This is a genomic window from Erwinia sp. LJJL01 (assembly GCF_047300805.2).
GTDB lineage: Bacteria > Pseudomonadota > Gammaproteobacteria > Enterobacterales > Enterobacteriaceae > Erwinia > Erwinia aphidicola.
Map to the genome: position 1 here is coordinate 728,362 of NZ_CP178576.1, position 18,993 is coordinate 747,354.

Genomic DNA, 18,993 nt, shown 5'->3' on the forward strand with positions numbered 1-18,993 from the left:
ACCTTCTTAAAAACAAAGAGTCATGAAGAACAAAAAACAGGCATCGTACGTACTATTTCCCGGTCATAACCCCTCACAAGGATGGTTAATAAGCATCCATTCTTGCTCTTATTCTTTTTATCGCCAGGCTGTGCAACTGGCTGACCCGCGTTTCAGTGAGGCCAAATACCAGCCCAATTTCCTTCATATTTAAATCCTGCTGATAGTAGAGCTGCAAAATCCTCTGCTCTCTCTCCGGGATCATACTGATGTGCTCGCCGATTTTAGCGATAAGATTATCCTGCATCGCCTGATTAAGCGGATTTAATAACTCATGCTCTTCATCGACGCGTTCGTAAGCGTCTGAAAACTGTTCCTGTAACTCATCAAGCGAATAGACCTGGCTGCTATTGGTATCCGCCAGCATCTGCTGCAGTTCCTGAACGCTAACATTCATTCTTTCAGCAATATCAGCTTCCGTTGCTTCCCCGCCCTTTTCCTGCTCTATTTGCTGAATCATGACGGTCATTTCGCGCGCATGCTTGCGTACCCGCCGGGGCACCCAGTCACGTTCGCGTAGTTCATCCATTAATGACCAGCGAATCTTTTGTGAAAGGTAAGCACTTAACGTCACGCCTTTCTTCGGATCAAAACTATCGATGGCAGATAAAAAGCCCAACGAAGCCGCCTGAATCAAATCGTCAAGCTCAACGCTGGCAGGTAAACGCTTCTGTAAACGCAGCGCTTCCTGGCGGGCGATATGCTTATATTTCGCCCACAACGCCGTTTTATCTTCAATGCCACCTGAAGTATATATTCCGTCCACGCTACCGTTCTCACCTGATAATATCAGCAAGAATTATCAGGTGAAACGCCGCTTTTAAATAGTGCGAAAAGACTTTATAAAAACGGCCAATCTTGCACTTTGCTCAGGGAAAAATAATTAATTTTATTAACGGCGATAATCAGCGGCAACTTTAATGCCATTTCTGACGATTAAAACGTTTCCCACTTATCATTATCACTATCAATCACTGCCGGTTTAAACGTGCGCCCCGCTGCCACCCGCGACGTTGCCACTGCCTCGCGCTGCGGCGCGTCGCTGAGGACAAACTGCGACACCAGATTTTCCAGCGCGTCAGACTGCATCTCCAGCTCGCCCGAGGCCATCGCCGCTTCTTCCACCATGGCCGCATTCTGCTGCGTGACCAGATCCATCTCATTCACCGCCTGAGAAATCTGGTTGATCCCGGCGCTCTGCTCATCGGAAGCTGAGGTGATCTCGCCCATAATCTCGGTGACCTGAGTCACGGAAGAGACAATCTCCTGCATCACCGCGCTGGCCTGCACCACCTGACGCGAACCGCTATCCATGGTCGCCACGCAGGTATTAATCAGCTGGTTAATCTCTTTCGCCGCTTCCGCGCTGCGCTTCGCCAGATTACGCACTTCTTCCGCGACTACCGCAAAACCGCGCCCCTGCTCACCGGCACGCGCGGCTTCAACCGCCGCATTCAGCGCCAGAATGTTGGTCTGGTTAGCAATGCTGTCAATGACGCCGTTAATGTCGGCTATCTGGCGTGAACTGGTGGTGATCTGCTGCATGATCTGCTCAAGATTCTGCATCGCCTCGCCGCCGTTGCGGGCGTTACCGCTGGCACTCTCAGCCAGCTGGCGCGCCGTGTGCGCATTGTCAGCATTCTGACGTACGGTGGTTTTAATCTCCTCCATGCTTGCAGCGGTTTGCTGCAGTGCAGACGCCTGCTCTTCGGTGCGCGACGACAGGTCGCTGTTACCTGTGGAGATCTCACGCGCATTTTTATGAATGCCCAGCACGCTTTCGCGGATGCCGGAGATGGTAGCGGTCAGCGAGGTACGCATCTGTTCCAGCGCCTTCAGCATCACGCCGATCTCGTTATTGGCGCCAGCATCCACCGTTTTGCTGAGATCGCCTGCCGCGATGGTTTCCAGCGAATGGATGGTCAGATCGAGGCGGCGCGCCAGGGTACGCTTCAGCCAGATGCGCACAAACAGCAGCATCAGCAGTGCGCCAATCACCACGGTCACTCCCAGCACGATCATCTGCTGGTAATCTTTCTCCGCTTCATCCAGATATTCCCGATCGCTGCTGTCCGAGTACCCCGCGTAGGTCGCCATTTTAGCCCGCAGCAGATTACGGTTCTGCACTTCATCTTCCAGCGATCCCGTGTAGGCCGCAGGGTTAGCGATGTAGTTCTTTTTCAGCATCGCCGTTTTATACAGCGCTTCAAACACCGCCTTGACCTCGTTTGCGGCGTTAGCTTCCTCAGCGGTGTTAAAAGGCGAGGACATAAACAGATCCATGCGCTCGCGGGCATTTTTCAGGATGGTATCAGCCGCCTGCACCATCGCAGGCGATGGCGGGTAGCCTAACTGCTGTTGCAGCATCAGACCGTTGATGTGGCCAAAGCTGGAACTGATGTTGTAAGCGGCATCCCGTAGCGAACGGTCATTATCAGATGACACCACAATGCGCTGCAGGTTTTTGTTATTGCCCATAGCGTTATAGACGGAGAAAACCGTGGTGAGTAACAGCACCAGGGCAAACAGACCGATGATCAGGCTGATTGCACTTTGTATTTTTAGATTCTTCAACATAGTGTCCACACGGTACCCCGCTGGCATAGCAAATACGCCAGCGGGACTACCTAAAAATTAAAAAGAGGGATGGGAAAGGGTTACGACCGGAACAGCGTCATTTTTTGCATTGACTGGAATACCAGCATGGAAGCTTCCATGGCGTACTGGGACATTTTGGCCTCGGAGGAGAGGCGCACCATCGTCCCCACATCCGCCCCCAGCACGTTGGTCAGTTTGTCTATGATGGCGTCGCGGTCTGCATCCCCCTGCAGGTTCAGTCTTTCGATCTGCTGCATATGGGTCCCCAGCTCGGACTGCACTTTGCCGATGCTGCTGATACCGGCATCGACTGCGCGGTTGGCGTCGCCCAGGGCCAGTTGCACCGCATCGCGATCGATCGGATTAGCCGTCAGTGCAGCTGCGGCTGCCTGGAGCGTTTTGAACAAACTGTCCCCTGCTCCACCCTCGCCAAAGATATCTTTACCCAGATGTCCGGTCTGGATTTCAGTTCCTTCTGCAATGGTCTGGCGCTGCGCCGTATCACCGCCCATGTAGTTACCCAGATCGTCGTAGGGGGCCGTGTCCGTCTTAAAGCCGGAGAACAGATAACGACCGCTGCCGTCCTGGGTGTTCACCAGATCGGTCAGGCTGCTGGTAATACCGTTAATCTCTTTACCTAAGGCGGCAAGATCTTCCTCAGAGGCTGTCCCATTCATCGCCGCAAGGATCTTGCTGTTCAGCTCTTTCGATACCAGCTGGCTCATCGACTGCAGCACGGAATCCGCCTGCTGCATGTTGCCCATCACCGCAGATCGGGTGTTGCTGTACAGCTCCATTTTGGCCAGCGCATCCTGGTACATCACCGCATCGGACGCGCCTTTAGGATCGTCAGAGGCCGCCAGCAGGGTCTTTCCTGCCGATAAACGGTTATAAACGCCGTAATTTTCATTAATCCGCGCCGTCATGGCCTGAACGCTCTGATTAAACATGTACTGGGTGCCTAAACGCATACTCTGTTCCTCCTCGTATCGGCAATTATCTGATGGCCAGCAGGGCATCAAACAGGGTGGTGGCGGTTTTCAGGATTTGCGCATTCGCGTTGTAATACTGCGTAAACATCTGCAGCTTCATCCCCTCTTCTTCAATATTGACCCCGACCACCGACTGCCACTTCTCGCCCAATTCCTTGAGAACGCTGTCAGCCGTTTTCAGGTCGGCCTTGAGCGAGCTGGTAGAAGAACCAATCGCGCTGACCAGGCTGGAGTAGGCTTCGGTCAAGGTGGCTTTACCAATCAGCTGCTCACCCTGGATAGCCAGAAGCAGAGCCAGGTTCTTATTGTCCGACTCTCCCCCGGTCGGGCTCCCCGCGGCGGCAATCTCATCGCCGCTGGTAATAGCAATATCGAGGTTTTCCGCCACCCCGGAAGCCGGGTTCAGCATAAAGCTGTCGCCAGGGTCAGCCGTGCCGCTGACGCCGACGGACAGACCGTCGAACGTCAATTCACCCGATACCTGATCGATGGCGGAGGGCACCACGCGCCCGTCTGCCCCCTTCACTTCCCAGTTACCCGCCGCACCCATAGTGATGGTGTAATCTTCGGCCTGCACCGCGCTGTAAGGTTTAGTCAGGGTGACGTTCAGCGTGGCACCGCCGCTATTGTTGCGGTTGGCGAATGCCGTCGGGTCCGGGACCTTGAACAGATCGCTGCCCGCAGCGCCGTTAGCGTCAAAGCCGCCACCGTTCACCTCGTTAAACCTTCCGGCCATCTGCAGCGCCATCTGGTTCAGTTCGTTACGCGCCTTGCTCAGGTCTTCGTTGCGGAACTTAAACAGCCCGCCCAGCTTGCCGGCGGTGAAGCGTTCTTCATTCAGCTCTTTGGCATTGCCGCTGCTGTCAACATAAGAAACCACGGTTTTGTTGGGGTTGGCGTCAGAGACGGCGGCCTGCAGTGGGTATGAGCGGTTGCCGGATACCAGCGGGCGGCCATCTGCCATCGCCACATCCGTCCGTCCGGTCTCTTTGTTTTCCGTGACCTGAATCCCCATCTGACCGCTTAACTGGGTCAGCAGGTTGTCGCGCGCGTCCAGCAGATCGCCTGGCGGGGTGCCGTGCTGCGAGGTGATTTTCTCGATCTCTTCATTGAGCTTGGCCAGCTGGGTGGTGGCATCGTTAATCTCTTTAACGCTCTGCTCAATCTGAGAGTTAGTGCTCTTTTCCAGCCCGCTCAGGCGCTTGGCGGTGGTATTAAACTGGTAGCTGACCGAACCGAGCGTGTTAAAGCCGGCCTGGCGTGCGGCAGGATCGCTGGGGTCGTTATCCAGGGTTTTCAGGGCGGCGAAGAAATTATTCAGCGACACTGACGGGTTAGCTTCGCTGTTACCCATCATATTGTCGATTTCCGCCAGCTGTTCGTAACGGCCAATCAGCGCGCCCGCATTGGTGTTCGCGCCGCGTACCTGGCCATTCAAGAAGCTGTCATTATTACGATACACGCCGTTAGCCTGGGCGCCGTAACCGTAAAAACCATTGCCGGTGCTTAGTCCGCCCGCTTCACCAATAATAAGGTCGCGACGGCTGTAGACAGCTGTTGGCGCATTATTAATATTGTTACCGATGACATACAGTGCGGAGTGCGCCGTGCTGAGGCCGCTTTTGGCTAAATTAAATAGATTCATATTTTATCCACGAAATTCATCGTGCGCGGCCCGAAAATCGGCTTCAGACGGCGCCTGTTTTTACTGTCCTTATTACTTCATCGGTGATTCACAAATTTACTGAAATGTCTTTGCTAAAAAAGTTGCGACAGATCGTTTTTATACGCCTGCACGCCCTGAGTAATATTGCCTTTGACCTGCTGGATAATATTAATCAGCTTACTGGCATAGGCCGGATCGGTGGCGTAGCCCCCCGCCTGCAGCGCGTGCGCGCCCTGCTCGGCAGAGGAGGACTGCGCCACCTTCTGATAGCGCGGGTTGTTCTTCAGCAGCCGGGCATAGTCGCTTAGTGCCTCGCCGTAGGAGTCATAAACGCGAAACGCCGCTTTGATTTTCTGCGGCGCGCCGTTGATATATTCGGTGGTGGTGATCTCGGTGGTTTTACCCTGCCAGTCGCCGCTGGCTTTAATGCCGAACAGGTTGTGGCTTGGCTTACCGTCCCCGGTGAGGATTTCGCGTTTCCCCCAGCCCGACTCCAGCGCTGCCTGAGCCAGAATCAGATGCGGATGGATGCCGCTGCTCTGCGCCGCCTGCAGCGCCGGGCGCAGCAGGCGGGAGATAAACGGCTGGGAGCTGCTGCTGCGGGCAGCTATCGCGCTCAGCGGCGTGGCCTGTGCGCCTGTCGTCGCTGAGGGGGCGCTAACCGGCGCATGGGTCAGTGAATATGGCCCCGGGGCCGGAGCGGCAATGCGCTGCGCCTGCCCTGGCGGATCCTCCCCCTCTCCCCCATCTGGCGCACGATCATATCGGCAAAGCCGAGCTGGCTTTTTTGCGCCAGGTCCTGCGCCAGCTGCTGATCGTGCATTGAGGTGTACATCTCCGAGGCCTGGCTGTGCATCAGCCCATCCTTAAAGCCGGCATCGCGCATGCTTTTCAGCATGACCTGCACGAAGATCCCCTCCATCTGCTTCGCGGCGGCGCGCAGCGCCTGCGGTGATTCGCTGCCCCCCGCCTTCAGCTTCAGCGTATCCAGCGAACGGACATCCCAGGAGGCAGTATTAAACTGGTCGATTTCACTCATCAGTTGGTCTCCAGCTTCGCGCGCAGGCAGCCCGCGCTTTTCATCGCCTCGAGGATCGACATCAGCTCATTCGGCGTGGCACCCAGCCCGTTAAGTGCCCGGATGACATTATTCAGGTCGGCACTGCTGCTGACGTGCTGTAATGCCCCGCCGCTGTCGCGCACCGAGATATCGGTCTGCGGCACCACCACGGTTTCGCCGCCGCCGAACGGCGTATTCGGCTGGCTGACCTGGTTATTCTGCGACACTTCCACCGTCAGGCCGCCGTGCGCCACCGCGCAGGAATCGAGCGTCACGTGGCGGTTCATCACCACCGAGCCGGTGCGCGAGTTGACGATCACTTTGGCATCCTGAATACCGACGCGCAGCGGGATATCCTGAATATTGGCGAGGAAGCGCACGCGTGACGGGCCGTCCGCCGGGGCAAACAGGCGCACGGTGCGCGCATCCTCCGGCATCGCTGCCCCGCTGAAGCGGCGGTTAATTTCATCGCTGATCAGCTGCGCCAGGGAAAAATCGGTGTCGTTGAGCTGCAGGCGCAGTGCACTCTGGTTGGCAAAATCGTTTGGCACTTCCCGCTCAACGCTGGCACCGCCGTTAATGCGCCCGCCGTTGAGCTGGTTTACCTGCACCCGGCTGCCGCCCGCCTGTGCGCCGCTGCCGGAGATCAGCACGTTGCCCTGCGCCAGCGCGTAAATCTGGTTATCCGCGCCCTTCAGCGGGGTCATTAGCAGCGTGCCGCCGCGCAGGCTCTTGGCATTGCCGAGCGAAGAGACCACGATATCGATGCGGTCGCCGGGCCGGGAAAAGGCCGGCATCTCGGCCGTCACCATCACCGCCGCAATATTTTTCAGCTGCATATTGGTGCCAGCCGGAACGGTGATGCCCAGCTGGGAAAGCATGTTATTCACGCTCTGCCCGGTGAAGGGGGCCTGCATGGTCTGATCGCCGGTGCCGTCCAGCCCGACCACCAGCCCGTAGCCCATCAGCGAGTTAGAGCGCACGCCCTGCACCGTCACCAGGTCGCGGATGCGCTCGGCGTGAACGAAGGTTGGCGCCAGTATTACCAGCGCGCTGAACAGCAGAGTGCAGAGTAAAAAAGTTTGTTTTTTCATCGTCATATCAGAATGGTGAGAGGTTCAATAACACACGCTGCAGCCAGCCCATGTTCTGCGCTTCATTGATGTAGCCATTGCCCACGTATTCGATACGCGCATCAGCCACCTGAATGGAGGGCACGGTGTTATTGCCGCTGATGGTGCGCGGATTCACCACCCCGGAGAAGCGGATAAACTCGGTGCCCTGGTTAATGGCGATCTGCTTCTCCCCCACCACCTGCAGGTTGCCGTTGGGTAGCAGGTTCATCACCGTCACGGTGATGGTGCCGGTAAACGTATTACGTGCCGCCGCCCCGCCCTTACCGGCAAAATCCGACTTGCCGCTGGCTTCGAAATCCAGCTTGCCGTTACCCAGAAAGCCGCCTACCGAATCCGGCACGGCAGTCAGCCCGGCCCCGGCCGAGCCATTACGGTTGGCGCTGGCGCTGGAGCTTTTGCTGGCGCTGACATTCTCCTGCAGCAGGATGGTCAGCGTATCGCCGACGTTACGCGGCCGCCTGTCTTCAAACATCGGCTGATAGCCATAGTTCATCCCCTGCCCGCTCTGAAACAGCGAGCCGTTTGCACTGGTCGCAGCCATCGCTAACGGTGCTGCGGTGGTCGGGCCCTGCACCAGAGGCTGCTGCAAAATATGCGCGCAGCCACTGAGGAACAACGCCGCGCTCAGGGCGGCGCTGGCGGCCCGGCCATGACGATAAAACGCACTGAATAGATTCATGTTATTTACGACTTAACGCTCCTGACCCGCCAGGCCTGAGCACTGACGGGGCGAGGTGAGGATTACAGCTGAGCCAGGCGCTGGAGCATCTGGTCAGAAGCCGAGACCGCCTTACTGTTAATTTCATAGGCGCGCTGCACCTGGATCATGGTGACCAGCTCTTCCGCGACATTGACGTTGGAGGTTTCCACATACTTATGCTTGAGGCGACCCGCGCCATCCATGCCTGGGGTGACTTCATTCGGTGCGCCGGACGCCTGGGTCTCCACATACAGGTTGCCGCCGATGCTCTCCAGACCGGCATCGTTGATAAAGGTGGCCAGCGTCAGCTGCCCCACCTGCTGCGGTGCCGCCTGGCCCGGTACCGTCACGGTGACAATACCGTCTTCGCCCACGGTCAGCTCTTTGCCATCCAGCGGGACGGTGATATCCGGCTGTACCGGATTACCGTCCGCAGTGACCATCTGGCCGTTTTCGTTGCGCTTGAAGGAGCCATCTCGGGTGTAGGCGGTGGTGCCGTCCGGCATCTGCACCTGGAAGAAACCTTTGCCCTGAATGGCGATGTCATAGTCACTGCTGGTCTGCGTCAGTCCACCCTGAGTGTGCAGACGCTCGGTGGCCACCGGGGCCACCCCGGTACCCAGCTGCATCCCGGTTGGCAGCGTGGTCTGTTCGGAAGCCTGAGCCCCCGGCTGACGCATGGTCTGGTACAGCAGGTCCTGGAACACCGCGCGCTGGCGTTTAAAGCCGTTGGTGCTGACGTTGGCGAGGTTATTGGAAATAACATCCATATTGGTCTGCTGCGCTTCCAGACCGGTTTTTGCAATCCATAAAGAGCGGATCATGTTATGACTCCTGCGTAAGCATCAGCTCACGCTTAAAAGCTGGTTAGCCTGTTTGGCATTTTCATCGGCGGTGCGGATGGTTTTCATATTCATGTCGAAGCTGCGGGCGGTGGCGATCATTTCGGTCATCGATTTGACCGGGCTGACGTTGCTGCCCTCCAGCGCTTCGGGGCTGAGGCGCATCGCTTCATCGGCGGCCAGCGCACCGCCGCCGGCCGGGTGGAACAGCCCGTCGTCACCGTGCAGCAGGCTCTGCATCTCCGCCTGCGCCAGCTTGATGCGGCCAACCGGCGTCACCGCCGTCGGGTCATCCCCGGCGCCGAGCGCCGTCAGCGTGCCGTCCGGCGCAATGGTCACGGCGGACTGCGGCGGCACGGTCAGCGGTGCGCCGTCGCCCATCAGCGGAAAACCGTTAATGCTCAGCGCCCCTTCGCTATCCACCTGAATCGCCCCGTTGCGGGTGTAAGCTTCCTGCCCGTCGGCCATCGCCACGGCCAGCCAGCCGCCCTGCGGCAGAGCGACATCGAGGCTGCGCCCGGTGTGATTAATTGGCCCCATGCTGTTGTCGTGGTAGGGCGTGCTCTCGGCCACCAGCGCACGGGTGGCGTGCGTTTCACCCTCGATCGGCACCGAGCGGAAAGCCGCCAGCTGTGCACGAAAGCCGGTAGTGGAGCTGTTAGCCAGATTATTGGCGGTGACGGCCTGACGGTTCAGCGCCGCATTGGCGGCGCTCATGGCGGTATATATCGCGCGATCCATTATCTGCCGCCGTTATCGCAGGTTAACCAGGGTCTGCAACAGCTCAGACTGGGTTTTGATGGTCTGAGAGTTGGACTGGTAGTTGCGCTGATAGACGATCATGTTGACCATTTCAGCGCCGAGATCGACGTTGGAGCTTTCCAGCGCCCCTCCGGTCAGCTTACCGAAGCTGCCGGTACCGGCGATGCCGACCACGGAAGGGCCGGACTGCGGTGATTCGACCCAGGTGTTATTGCCGTTCTGCTGCAGCCCGCCCGGGTTGGTGAAGTTTGCCAGTACCACCTGGGCAATCAGCTGTTTTTCACCATTGTCATAGTTGGCAACGATTTCGCCGTTATCGCCGATCTGGAAGTTGACGTATTTGCCCGGCGCGTGGCCATCGATGGTGGCAGGATCCATCGCATTCTCACCCGAGTTCTGCGTCAGTCCTGAAAGGTCGAGGGTCATACTGAGCGGTGCTGCGCCGTTGAAAGCGGCACCTTTCACCGCCAGGCTGGCAGGATCGGTGACCATTTTTCCGTTGCTATCAAATTCGATATCCAGCTTTTCATAGGGAGTACCGCCACCCGCAGGGGCTGAAGAGTCGTTGCTGTATGCCGTCCACTTGTTATCCGCGGTTTTGACATAGTAGATATCGACCGTGTGGCGGTTACCCTGGCTGTCATAGGCTTCAACCTGGCTGGAATAGCTGTAGGTATCGCCATCTTTCGGATCGAACGGGGTTTTAGTGACAATCTCTTCACCTGATTTCAGGTTGCCGGTCAGTTTGCCGCTGGTGGATGCCACTGGCGGCATACCGGTCTTATTAATCTGAATCGGCCCCACGCCCGCGCCCGGTTGAATCGCCGGTGGCGTGCCGGTGGCCTGATAGCCGGTCAGGCGCAGGCCATTACTCATGTTAGTGATGTAGCCATTAACATCGGTATCGAACTGGCCGTTACGGCTGTAGTACGCCTGCCCTGCTTCATCCATCAGGCGGAAAAAACCGTTGCCGCTGATGCCGAGATCGAGATTACGCCCGGTGCCGGTTAAACCGCCATCGTTGAAGTTCTGGCTGGTACCGGCTACCTGCACGCCCATGCCCTGTGCACCGGCGAAGATATCGGCGAAGGAGACTGAACCCGCTTTAAACCCATAGGTTTGTGAGTTGGCAATGTTGTTACCCACCGAGTCCAGCGCGCGCGATGCCGCATTCAGACCGCTCAGGCCCTGTGAAAAGCTCATAGTTAAATTCCAGAGAGTAAGAGTAAGTAAGGGGTTAACGAATGAGGAAAATGTCCTGCATCGTCGTGGTTTTGCCATTGGCCAGCTGCAGCACCGCGCCCTGAGCACCGAAGGAAACCCCTTCAATTTTCTCGGCGATTAAACCGGCGATCTCAGGGGCATCCCCTTCAGCGGCAGTGGCGCTATAGGTGACGCTGTACTCCATATCTGCTTCTGGCTCAGAGGGTTTAAAGTTCTCCAGGTCATCAAGGCTGAATTCATTGATCCCGGCCCTGGTCTTCGAGCCTTTCAGCTCGGCGGTATAGGCCTTGCCTGACGCATCGGTCAGCGTCACGGTGACCTTCTCTGCTTCGCCGCCGAGTGCAAACTTCAGTGGCTTATCGGCATTGATGGAATTCTGGCTCCAGGTGACTTTCTGTTCGCCCTCAACCATCACCTCACGGCCCACCCAGGAGGCGGAACTCATCTGCTGCATGCTCAGCAGCAGCCCCCCGACGGAGTTGACCGTTTTATTCAGGTTCTCAACGCCAGCGGCGGTATTGAACTGCGCCAGCTGTGACGTCAGCTGGTTGTTATCCATCGGGTTAGTCGGGTCCTGGTTCTGCATCTGCGCCACCAGCAGCTTCATAAAGCTGTCGGTCAGTTCGGAGGCGCTGCTGCCGGTGCCGACACCGTTATTGCTGTTATTGTTTACGGAAGAAACTGCCATAAATTATCCTTACTGGCCGAGTGATAATGTTTTCAACATCAACGACTTCGCTGAGTTCATCACTTCGACATTGGCCTGATAGCTGCGGGAGGCGGAGAGCGTGTTGACCATTTCATTCACCACATTGACGTTCGGCATGCGCACGTAGCCCTGCGGGTCCGCCAGCGGATTGCCCGGCTCATACACCAGCCGATCCGGCGCGGTGCTCTCCACCACCTCACCGATTTTCACCCCACCGATATCGCCTCCGGCATGGGTATCCACCTCAAAAGTGACCTGACGGGCGCGATACGGCTGCCCGTCCGGCCCGGCCACGCTGTCGGCGTTGGCCATATTGCTGGCGCTGACGTTCAGTCGTTTTGACTGGGCAGTCATTGCCGAGCCTGAAATATCAAAAACGCTAAATAACGACATTTTTATGATTCTCCCTAAGCGAGGACGCTCATCATTTTTTTAATATCCGCACCGAGGAAGGTCAGGCTCGACTGATATTTCACGCTGTTATCGGCAAAGCTGATACGCTCGCGGTCCATATCGACGGTATTACCATCAGCACTGGGTTGATCCGGAATGCGGTACAGCAAACTGGCATCGTCAAAAACCTTGCCCTGCGCCTCAATATGGCGATGAGAGGTTAATGACAGTGACACCGGTGATTTCGCCATTGACTGATTCGCCAGCGAGTTTTTTAACTGTTGTGAAAAATCGATATCGCGCGCCATATAGCCGGGCGTATCGGCATTGGCAATATTCGATGCCAGCACTTCCTGCCGACGCGAGAGTAAACTCAACGCCTCCTGCTGAAAGCGAAACGCATCATCAAGTTTATTGATCATCGAAGTTTGGCCTCGCGCCTGAAAAATTTAACCGTCATATTTTAGCCAGCGCAGTTCAAATATTACACTGCAAAGAACTGACAGAAATAAGCGCTTTTAGCGGGTTAAATTTTCCGACGAGATATATCAAATAACGACACCGTTAATTGGCGACAGAAGTGCCTGTATTTAGCGCAATAACATCCGCAACAGTTAGTTTATAATTTAATCATCAGCCACTGAGTTGGCATTATTTATACCCGGCAACCAGAGAACTTAATTATTATGTTTTTCCGTTCCTCTTTTCTGCTGCTGACGCTGTGTCTTAGCACCTCGCTGTATGCCAGCACCCAGGCACTTTCTGCCAGCGAGCAGCGCCTGTTGACAACCATTAACGGCCTGCTTAACAAAGGTCGGCCAACAGGTGAGAACCGTAATCTGGTGCAGGTCGCGACGCTGTTAAGCCCGGCGAGGCAGCTGTCTGCACTCTGTGCCGAACCGGTGCTGACCCTGGCGGGGAATGAGCGCCGCCTGGTCGGGCGGCGCAGCGTGGTGGCAACGTGTGGCGCGCGGCGCCACTACCTGACCATTCAGGTGCGGGCGCAGGGGACCTGGTGGCTGGCGAAAAACCGCCTGGCAGCGGGCAGCCGGGTTTCCGCAGGCGATATTGAACCGTTCACCGGCAGCCTTGAGCACCAGCCCGATGGGATTATTTTTGATGCCGCAGAGATCATCGGTCAGATAACCACGCGCGCCGTTGCGGCAGGCAGCCCGCTGCGTCAGAACCAGCTGCGCCAGCACTGGCGGCTGCGCAATGGGCAGACGGTGGATATTGTGGCGCAGGGAAAAGGCTTTCGTATTCGCAGCGCGGGCAAGGCGCTGGCTAACGCCGCGGTGGACGATATGCTGAAAGTGCAGACCCGTTCCGGGCAGACCGTCAGCGGTAAAGTGACCGCTGACGGCCAGGTGGTGATTTTTCTGCAAGAATAATTTTAGTTTCTCGCGCAATCACCGATGAGAAGGTTATAAGCAGTCACTTTTTCCCTTTACCAGGCGAGATTCACCATGAGCATTGACCGTACCCCCCCCGCTGCTGCCGTTAACGCCATTGCTGCCACTCAGGATATGCGCATTCGTCATCCTCAGCAGGAAGCAGAAAGCGCGCGCGTGCAGGCGAGCGGCGATGACAAAACCGACGTGAAGCTGAGCGCGCTGACCCAGCAGATGAAAGCGGACACCCACGGTGACATCGACTATGCGCGTGTTGCTGCGGTACGTGCCGCCCTGGACGCCGGCGAGCTGCCCATTGAACCGGAAACGATTGCCCGTTCGCTGGTGATGGATATCTTTCAATTTAATTAAACACTGAGCCCGTTAAGCCATGGACAAGCTGTATCCGATATTGTCACAAATGAAAACGTCGTTGAGCGAGCTGGAGGCGATCATGATTGAGGAAGTCAATCAGCTGAATCGCCCCCAGATTAATCCTGTTTCACTCCAGGTATTAACGGACAATAAAAGCCAGCTGCTGTCGACCATTCAGTATTACGACGAGCTGCGTCGTCAGGAAGAAGCCGAGCGTAACATTGCCGCCCCCTATCGTCAGCAGGGTAAATTATTTAGCTGCTGGCAGCAGGTTACCGAACAGATCCAGGCAACCAAAGATCTGAACGGCAAAGTTGAAGAGCTGCTGAATATCCATATGAAAAAAAATCAGCAGCTGAAGAAAGTGGTGGATAGCGTCAACGGTAATAATATTTACGGCGCTGCGGGTGAATCCCACAGTGCGCCAACCGCACGCGCCTATAACATCAGCGTCTGAACATCCCTTTAGCATTTACCTTGTGACTATTCGCCAGCGCGCCGCTGGCTTTTTTTTGTCTGAAAATGGATCAAAAACGCACTGCCACAACAATAAAGATCGCTGCAGCAGCGGTAACAGCAGGGAATTAACGCGTAAGGGAGGTGAAAGGCGCGGCGTACGCACTGCTGGCCGCTTTACCTTTATTCAACGTGGTCATTTCGCTACGCAGGGTGTCGAGACGTAAGCGCATCCGTTGCATCATCAGTTCTTCATTGGCCATTAGTTCAGCAATAATCTGGCGAACGTGGGTCTGCTCATCTTCACTCAGATCGTCACGATCGCAGGCGATAGCCTCACTCAGCAGCGTGGCATATTCGGTCATCGAATCAATAAACTCATCCCACTTCCCCTCGCGGGTCAGCTCCATCATATTGCTGTTCAACAGCGCCGCTTTCTGCAGCCCACAGGTCAATGTCTTATCCATAAGTCACCTGCTTTTTCGCCGGTTCGATCTCTTTCCAGGTGGTTGAGATGGTGGTCATAATCTCAATCAGATGCGGTAACTCTTCCGGTGCCTTATTGAGATTTATCAGCAGCAGATTACGCGAAACATACTCGTACAGACTCTCCAGCTCTTCGCTGATTTTGCCGCCAACCTCATGGTTCAGCGCGCAGCGCAGGCCGTTATCGATAATATTAATTGCCCGTGAGATCATCTCGCCTCTCCTGGCGATATTTCCCTGTTCAAAATAGATTTTTGCCCGGACCATGGCGTTTACCGCGCCCTCCAGCAGCATGGTGATCAGCTGATGCGGCGTTGCCCCGGTCAGCTGGCTTTCAAGCGATACCTGCGCATAGGCGCTCTGGCATGTCCTGCTATACATAGTCATCGTTTCCTGCCGGGCATCGCGCGATGCCCGGCGTTAAAAGTTAAAGCCCGGCCAGCATCGATTGCAGCTGATTGCTCATGTTGTTCATCTTGCTCATCGCCAGATCGAGGCGCTCAAAGTCTTTACGGTTACGCTCGACCACGGCATCGATCATCTTTTCCATCTGCTGAATGCGGTCGCTGACCTGGGACGTTTGATTCTGCAGCCCTTTGGTGATCTGCTCGATCACCCCTTTGACTTTCGGGATAGCATCCGCGTCACCGATGTAGGTTTTAATAATGTCCTGCATCTTGTCGGCAATCCCTGCGCTGGTGCCTTTACCGAGGAACAGGGCTTCGATTTCTGCCGGGTTTTCCTTAACTGCTGCCTCCAGCTTTTTACTGTCAATGGTCAGCTTGCCGGTAGCGGCATCTTCGGTTTTCACCTCGATACCCAGTTTAGCCAGCGAAGCAAACACATCGCTCAGCTCACTGTTGCTGCCCACCGCCACTTCACGCATATCCGCCGTCAGGCGGCGCAGCGTACTGTTGCCCATCAGCGCGCCGTTGCCCGCATTCGGTTCACCCTCTTTACCCTCTGCGGGGGGCTTCCACGCACTGGCGCTGCTCGACTCAGACAGGAAGGCGTTATACAGCTTCACAAACTCTTCGATGGCGCCTTTGAACTTGCTGGTATCGCTGGTCACCGAGAGGTTTTCATAGACAAATTTCATCGGGTCATCTTTGTCTTTTTCAGAGACCTGCTGCAGCTCCAGCGTGATGCCGTCGATCGCGTCGGTAATGGTGTTGCTGCTGCGGGTGAGCTTGACGCCATCAATCACCACAATGGCATTCTGTGCTTCAACCGTGGTATCCATTTTGCCTGCGGGTGGCTTAGCGGCTGCCGGGTCAAAGTTCAGCACATCACCCAGTTTATTGTCCCCTTCGACTTCGACTTTGATCTGGCCTTCATCCCCGGTTTTCTTCGAGGTCATTACCAGGGTAAATTTGCCGTCCTCGGTCGGGCGCACTGAGGCAGTGACATCGCCTTTTTCCTGATTAATTTTTTTGGCAATCTGTTCCAGCGAGGTTTGATCCTTCGCCAGCTCAATCTCCATTGGCTCCCCGTCACCGACGCTGATCTTCAGCGTGCGCTTATCCACACTTTGATCGCCAAGATTGTCCGTGCGGCTGCTCTGCGCCCCGGTACCAATTTTGTGCGCACGCGCCAGCTGCTCAACGTAGACTTCATAGCTGTCCGGCTGCGCGCCGGAAGTGGCGGTAGCTTTAAACGCTTTATTGGTGCCGACGGTCACGCCGTGGAAACCATCGTCGCCAATCTTTTTCAGATTTTCGTTCAGCGCCGACAGCGAACTGGAGATTTTCCCCCAGGAGGACACCTGATTATTAAATCCGGTTTTCTTTTTGGTATACGGATCCAGTTTAGACTGCTCGGCTTTTTTAATCTGCTCAAGCATATCGGCAAAATCAATGGTCCCACCAGAACCCAGTCCTGGAATTGCAAACCCGGCCATTCTACTCTCCTGCTCGTAGGGTTAATTTGTTATCACATAAATAGCCATCGGATATTTTTCACTTTAGTTTAATTTTTTACAGTTCTGGCGACAACAGCCTCATCCCTTATCTGACACAGGTGCCATCTGTTCTGCGCTTTGAATGGCGTATAAAGGAAAGTCACTTAACCAAAGCCGATAATTAGCCTCAACCATGAAGCTAATTAGAGGATTTGAACTTTTTCGCAAAAAAAATTTCAGTCATTTTTAATTCACACCGATAGCTAAGTTATGCGCAACAACGTACGACGCATAAGTTAATAGCACTTAATTTAGCCCAACCCATTTATGAGGATTTAAATATGGCCCAGGTCATTAACACCAACTCACTGAGCCTGATGGCTCAGACTAACCTGAACAAATCACAGGCTTCTCTGGGTACCGCTATCCAGCGTCTCTCTTCCGGCCTGCGTATTAACAGCGCCAAAGACGATGCAGCGGGTCAGGCTATCACCAATCGCTTCACTGCCAACATTGAAGGCATGACTCAGGCGGCACGTAACGCCAACGACGGTATCTCCCTGGCGCAGACCACTGAAGGCGCGCTGAACGAGATCAACGACAACCTGCTGAACATTCGTCGTCTGTCCGAGCAGGCACTGAACGGCACCAACTCAGAATCTGATAAAAAATCCATCCAGGAAGAAGTCACCGCGCGTCTGGCTGAAATCGGCCGTATCGCCAAAGACACCGAGTTCAACGGCGTGAACGTGCTGGACGGCTCCACCTCTTCTCTGCAGATTCAGATTGGCGCGAAAGATGGCCAGACCATCGGTATCGACCTGCCAGCCATGGACCTGGAGAAACTGGGTCTGGATAAGTATACGGTGGTGAGCGCGCTGGAGAGCAAGTACGTCAAACCAACGCTGAGCGCTGCAGGTAATGCTGTCGCCGCAACTGCTGATATCGGCAATCCTGAGAGCGCAACCGGATTTAAGCTTGATGCGGTTGCAATGGGTAAAATTGCAACTGAAGTTGGTGCCGCTGGCGCAGCAAGAGTTGAGCTTTTCAGCGTCGACGATGGTAAGGGCGGAACTCAGTACTACGCCTACGATTTAGATAAAGATGTGGCAACTCAAATCACCATGACCGCGGATGGATTAGGTGCACCTGAAACCACTCCGGGTGCTGGCGATGAAGTGATTGGCCAGATGGCTACCGTTACAGCAGGAGAAACGCTTTCCAATGTCGACTCCGATATCCTGAAAAACGGCGTTAGCGCCCTGGAAGGTAAAGCACGCGATTACGCAGTGGGTAAAGAGATCACTCTGGCCAGCGGCGGTACTCACACCCTGGAAGCCACCGATCTGGATGCTGTCGTTGCAGCGCTCGGTGGCACCGCAACAGCGGACAACACCCAGCTGATCGGTCTGGAAGATAAGTCGGGCAATATGACTTATTATGCGGTGAGCACTGCTGCCGATGGCAGCCAGATTGGTGCAGAAGTCACGCTGGATGATACCGGCGCGGGCTTCACTGCAGTGAAAGCCGCTGATATGAGCGTGAAAGATCTGCAAAAAATGGAAGAGCTGCATGGGGGCGCCGGCGTTCTGGCGACCATGGATGCTGCCCTGGCACAGGTTGACAGCTTCCGCTCTGGTCTGGGTGCGGTGCAGAACCGTTTCAACTCGATCATCAGCAACCTGAACACCACCGTGAATAACATGACCGAATCGAAATCACGTATCCTGGATGCGGACTTCTCTTCTGAAGTGTCTGCCATGAGCCGTGCCAACATCCTGCAGTCAGCCGGTATCACTGTGCTGTCCCAGGCGAACCAGGTTCCACAGAACGTGCTTCAGCTGCTGCGTTAATTCGCGTTAAGTTTCCAGCCCATCCTGTCAATTCTGGGCTACAGCCCTCCCCTTTGGGGAGGGCTTTTTTATACGTGCGCTAAGTACCATTAATTAACTGAACACCTCACCACTCCCACGCCCTCCTTTCTGCCTATTAATCACTATTAACAAAGTTGAATCTCCTTCGCTCATAGCAGAATATTCAATGTTCATTTGCTAATTAACAAGCATTTACAAGATTAATAACTCTGGCAACCATCGCGACTTTTGGCCATATGTGGTGCATAATACGCTGTGAAATTAATAAATTAACAGAAAGAAGCAGCCTTTCCATTACTATTAAAACATTAACAATGCTAAATACAGCAAACGTTTCAGGCCTGGCGCCCCTTTCCCTTACCAGGAAAAATCCTAATACTTTCAATTAAA

19 protein-coding genes and 1 pseudogene are annotated in these 18,993 nt (G+C 55.3%); 4 read left to right on the top strand and 16 right to left on the bottom strand.

Features of this window, described 5'->3' with window-relative positions; genetic code table 11:
* Positions 1 to 85 precede the first annotated feature (85 nt).
* From fliA to flgB, 13 genes and pseudogenes are all read right to left on the bottom strand, one after another.
* Positions 86 to 805, bottom strand: coding sequence for an RNA polymerase sigma factor FliA (gene fliA, locus ACLI4M_RS04155; protein ID WP_133622968.1), 720 nt, complete (start codon positions 803 to 805; stop codon positions 86 to 88).
* A gap of 170 nt (positions 806 to 975) precedes the next feature.
* Entirely contained in the window at positions 976 to 2,616 is a 1,641-nt protein-coding gene (locus ACLI4M_RS04160) for a methyl-accepting chemotaxis protein (RefSeq protein WP_133622967.1), read from the bottom strand.
* Positions 2,617 to 2,696: 80 nt separating this feature from the next.
* The gene (flgL, locus tag ACLI4M_RS04165; RefSeq protein WP_133622966.1) at positions 2,697 to 3,608 is read right to left on the bottom strand and encodes a flagellar hook-associated protein FlgL; all 912 of its coding nucleotides are present in this window, start codon (positions 3,606 to 3,608) and stop codon (positions 2,697 to 2,699) included.
* 25 nt (positions 3,609 to 3,633) lie between these two features.
* A complete protein-coding gene (flgK, locus tag ACLI4M_RS04170) occupies positions 3,634 to 5,274 on the bottom strand; it encodes a flagellar hook-associated protein FlgK (RefSeq protein WP_133622965.1) in 1,641 nt (546 codons plus the stop codon).
* 113 nt (positions 5,275 to 5,387) lie between these two features.
* Positions 5,388 to 6,334 (bottom strand): annotated as a pseudogene (gene flgJ / locus ACLI4M_RS04175) (flagellar assembly peptidoglycan hydrolase FlgJ).
* Entirely contained in the window at positions 6,334 to 7,455 is a 1,122-nt protein-coding gene (locus ACLI4M_RS04180; RefSeq protein WP_133622963.1) for a flagellar basal body P-ring protein FlgI, read from the bottom strand. Before ACLI4M_RS04180 ends, flgJ begins: the two are co-directional and overlap by 1 nt.
* Before the next feature lies 1 nt (position 7,456).
* Positions 7,457 to 8,170, bottom strand: a complete 714-nt coding sequence (locus ACLI4M_RS04185) for a flagellar basal body L-ring protein FlgH (RefSeq protein ID WP_133622962.1) — start codon at positions 8,168 to 8,170, stop codon at positions 7,457 to 7,459.
* A gap of 62 nt (positions 8,171 to 8,232) precedes the next feature.
* Positions 8,233 to 9,015 carry a flagellar basal-body rod protein FlgG gene (flgG, locus tag ACLI4M_RS04190; protein WP_133622961.1) on the bottom strand — a complete coding sequence of 261 codons (783 nt, stop codon included), beginning with the start codon at positions 9,013 to 9,015 and terminating at the stop codon, positions 8,233 to 8,235.
* A gap of 21 nt (positions 9,016 to 9,036) precedes the next feature.
* Complete coding sequence (locus ACLI4M_RS04195) at positions 9,037 to 9,774, bottom strand: flagellar basal body rod protein FlgF (protein ID WP_133622960.1); 738 nt, start codon at positions 9,772 to 9,774, stop codon at positions 9,037 to 9,039.
* 12 nt (positions 9,775 to 9,786) lie between these two features.
* Positions 9,787 to 10,998 carry a flagellar hook protein FlgE gene (gene flgE / locus ACLI4M_RS04200; protein WP_133622959.1) on the bottom strand — a complete coding sequence of 404 codons (1,212 nt, stop codon included), beginning with the start codon at positions 10,996 to 10,998 and terminating at the stop codon, positions 9,787 to 9,789.
* Positions 10,999 to 11,032: 34 nt separating this feature from the next.
* On the bottom strand, positions 11,033 to 11,707 hold the full coding sequence (locus ACLI4M_RS04205) for a flagellar hook assembly protein FlgD (RefSeq protein WP_133622958.1): 675 nt from the start codon (positions 11,705 to 11,707) through the stop codon (positions 11,033 to 11,035).
* A gap of 9 nt (positions 11,708 to 11,716) precedes the next feature.
* Positions 11,717 to 12,121 carry a flagellar basal body rod protein FlgC gene (gene flgC / locus ACLI4M_RS04210; protein WP_133622957.1) on the bottom strand — a complete coding sequence of 135 codons (405 nt, stop codon included), beginning with the start codon at positions 12,119 to 12,121 and terminating at the stop codon, positions 11,717 to 11,719.
* Between the two features lie 14 nt (positions 12,122 to 12,135).
* Positions 12,136 to 12,543, bottom strand: a complete 408-nt coding sequence (gene flgB / locus ACLI4M_RS04215; RefSeq protein WP_133622956.1) for a flagellar basal body rod protein FlgB — start codon at positions 12,541 to 12,543, stop codon at positions 12,136 to 12,138.
* Positions 12,544 to 12,807: 264 nt separating this feature from the next.
* Between flgB and flgA the strand changes: the two genes are divergently transcribed.
* The 3 genes from flgA to ACLI4M_RS04230 all read left to right on the top strand — a co-directional run bounded on the left by flgA (position 12,808) and on the right by ACLI4M_RS04230 (position 14,344).
* Positions 12,808 to 13,512: a flagellar basal body P-ring formation chaperone FlgA gene (flgA, locus tag ACLI4M_RS04220; RefSeq protein ID WP_133622955.1), complete on the top strand. Its 705-nt coding sequence runs from the start codon at positions 12,808 to 12,810 to the stop codon at positions 13,510 to 13,512.
* 75 nt (positions 13,513 to 13,587) lie between these two features.
* Positions 13,588 to 13,884: a flagellar biosynthesis anti-sigma factor FlgM gene (gene flgM, locus ACLI4M_RS04225; protein WP_133622954.1), complete on the top strand. Its 297-nt coding sequence runs from the start codon at positions 13,588 to 13,590 to the stop codon at positions 13,882 to 13,884.
* 19 nt (positions 13,885 to 13,903) lie between these two features.
* Positions 13,904 to 14,344, top strand: coding sequence for a flagella synthesis protein FlgN (locus ACLI4M_RS04230; protein ID WP_133622953.1), 441 nt, complete (start codon positions 13,904 to 13,906; stop codon positions 14,342 to 14,344).
* A gap of 127 nt (positions 14,345 to 14,471) precedes the next feature.
* Here ACLI4M_RS04230 and ACLI4M_RS04235 read toward each other — a convergent pair whose 3' ends face one another.
* The 3 genes from ACLI4M_RS04235 to fliD are packed head-to-tail and all read right to left on the bottom strand — an operon-like array spanning position 14,472 to position 16,729.
* On the bottom strand, positions 14,472 to 14,810 hold the full coding sequence (locus ACLI4M_RS04235; protein ID WP_133622952.1) for a flagellar protein FliT: 339 nt from the start codon (positions 14,808 to 14,810) through the stop codon (positions 14,472 to 14,474).
* A complete protein-coding gene (gene fliS / locus ACLI4M_RS04240; RefSeq protein ID WP_133622951.1) occupies positions 14,803 to 15,210 on the bottom strand; it encodes a flagellar export chaperone FliS in 408 nt (135 codons plus the stop codon). Before fliS ends, ACLI4M_RS04235 begins: the two co-directional genes overlap by 8 nt.
* 46 nt (positions 15,211 to 15,256) lie before the next feature.
* Positions 15,257 to 16,729: a flagellar filament capping protein FliD gene (fliD, locus tag ACLI4M_RS04245; protein WP_133622950.1), complete on the bottom strand. Its 1,473-nt coding sequence runs from the start codon at positions 16,727 to 16,729 to the stop codon at positions 15,257 to 15,259.
* Positions 16,730 to 17,070: 341 nt separating this feature from the next.
* Here fliD and ACLI4M_RS04250 point away from each other — a divergent pair, with 341 nt between their 5' ends.
* Positions 17,071 to 18,582, top strand: a complete 1,512-nt coding sequence (locus ACLI4M_RS04250; RefSeq protein ID WP_133622949.1) for a flagellin — start codon at positions 17,071 to 17,073, stop codon at positions 18,580 to 18,582.
* The last annotated feature ends 411 nt before the right edge of the window (positions 18,583 to 18,993 follow it).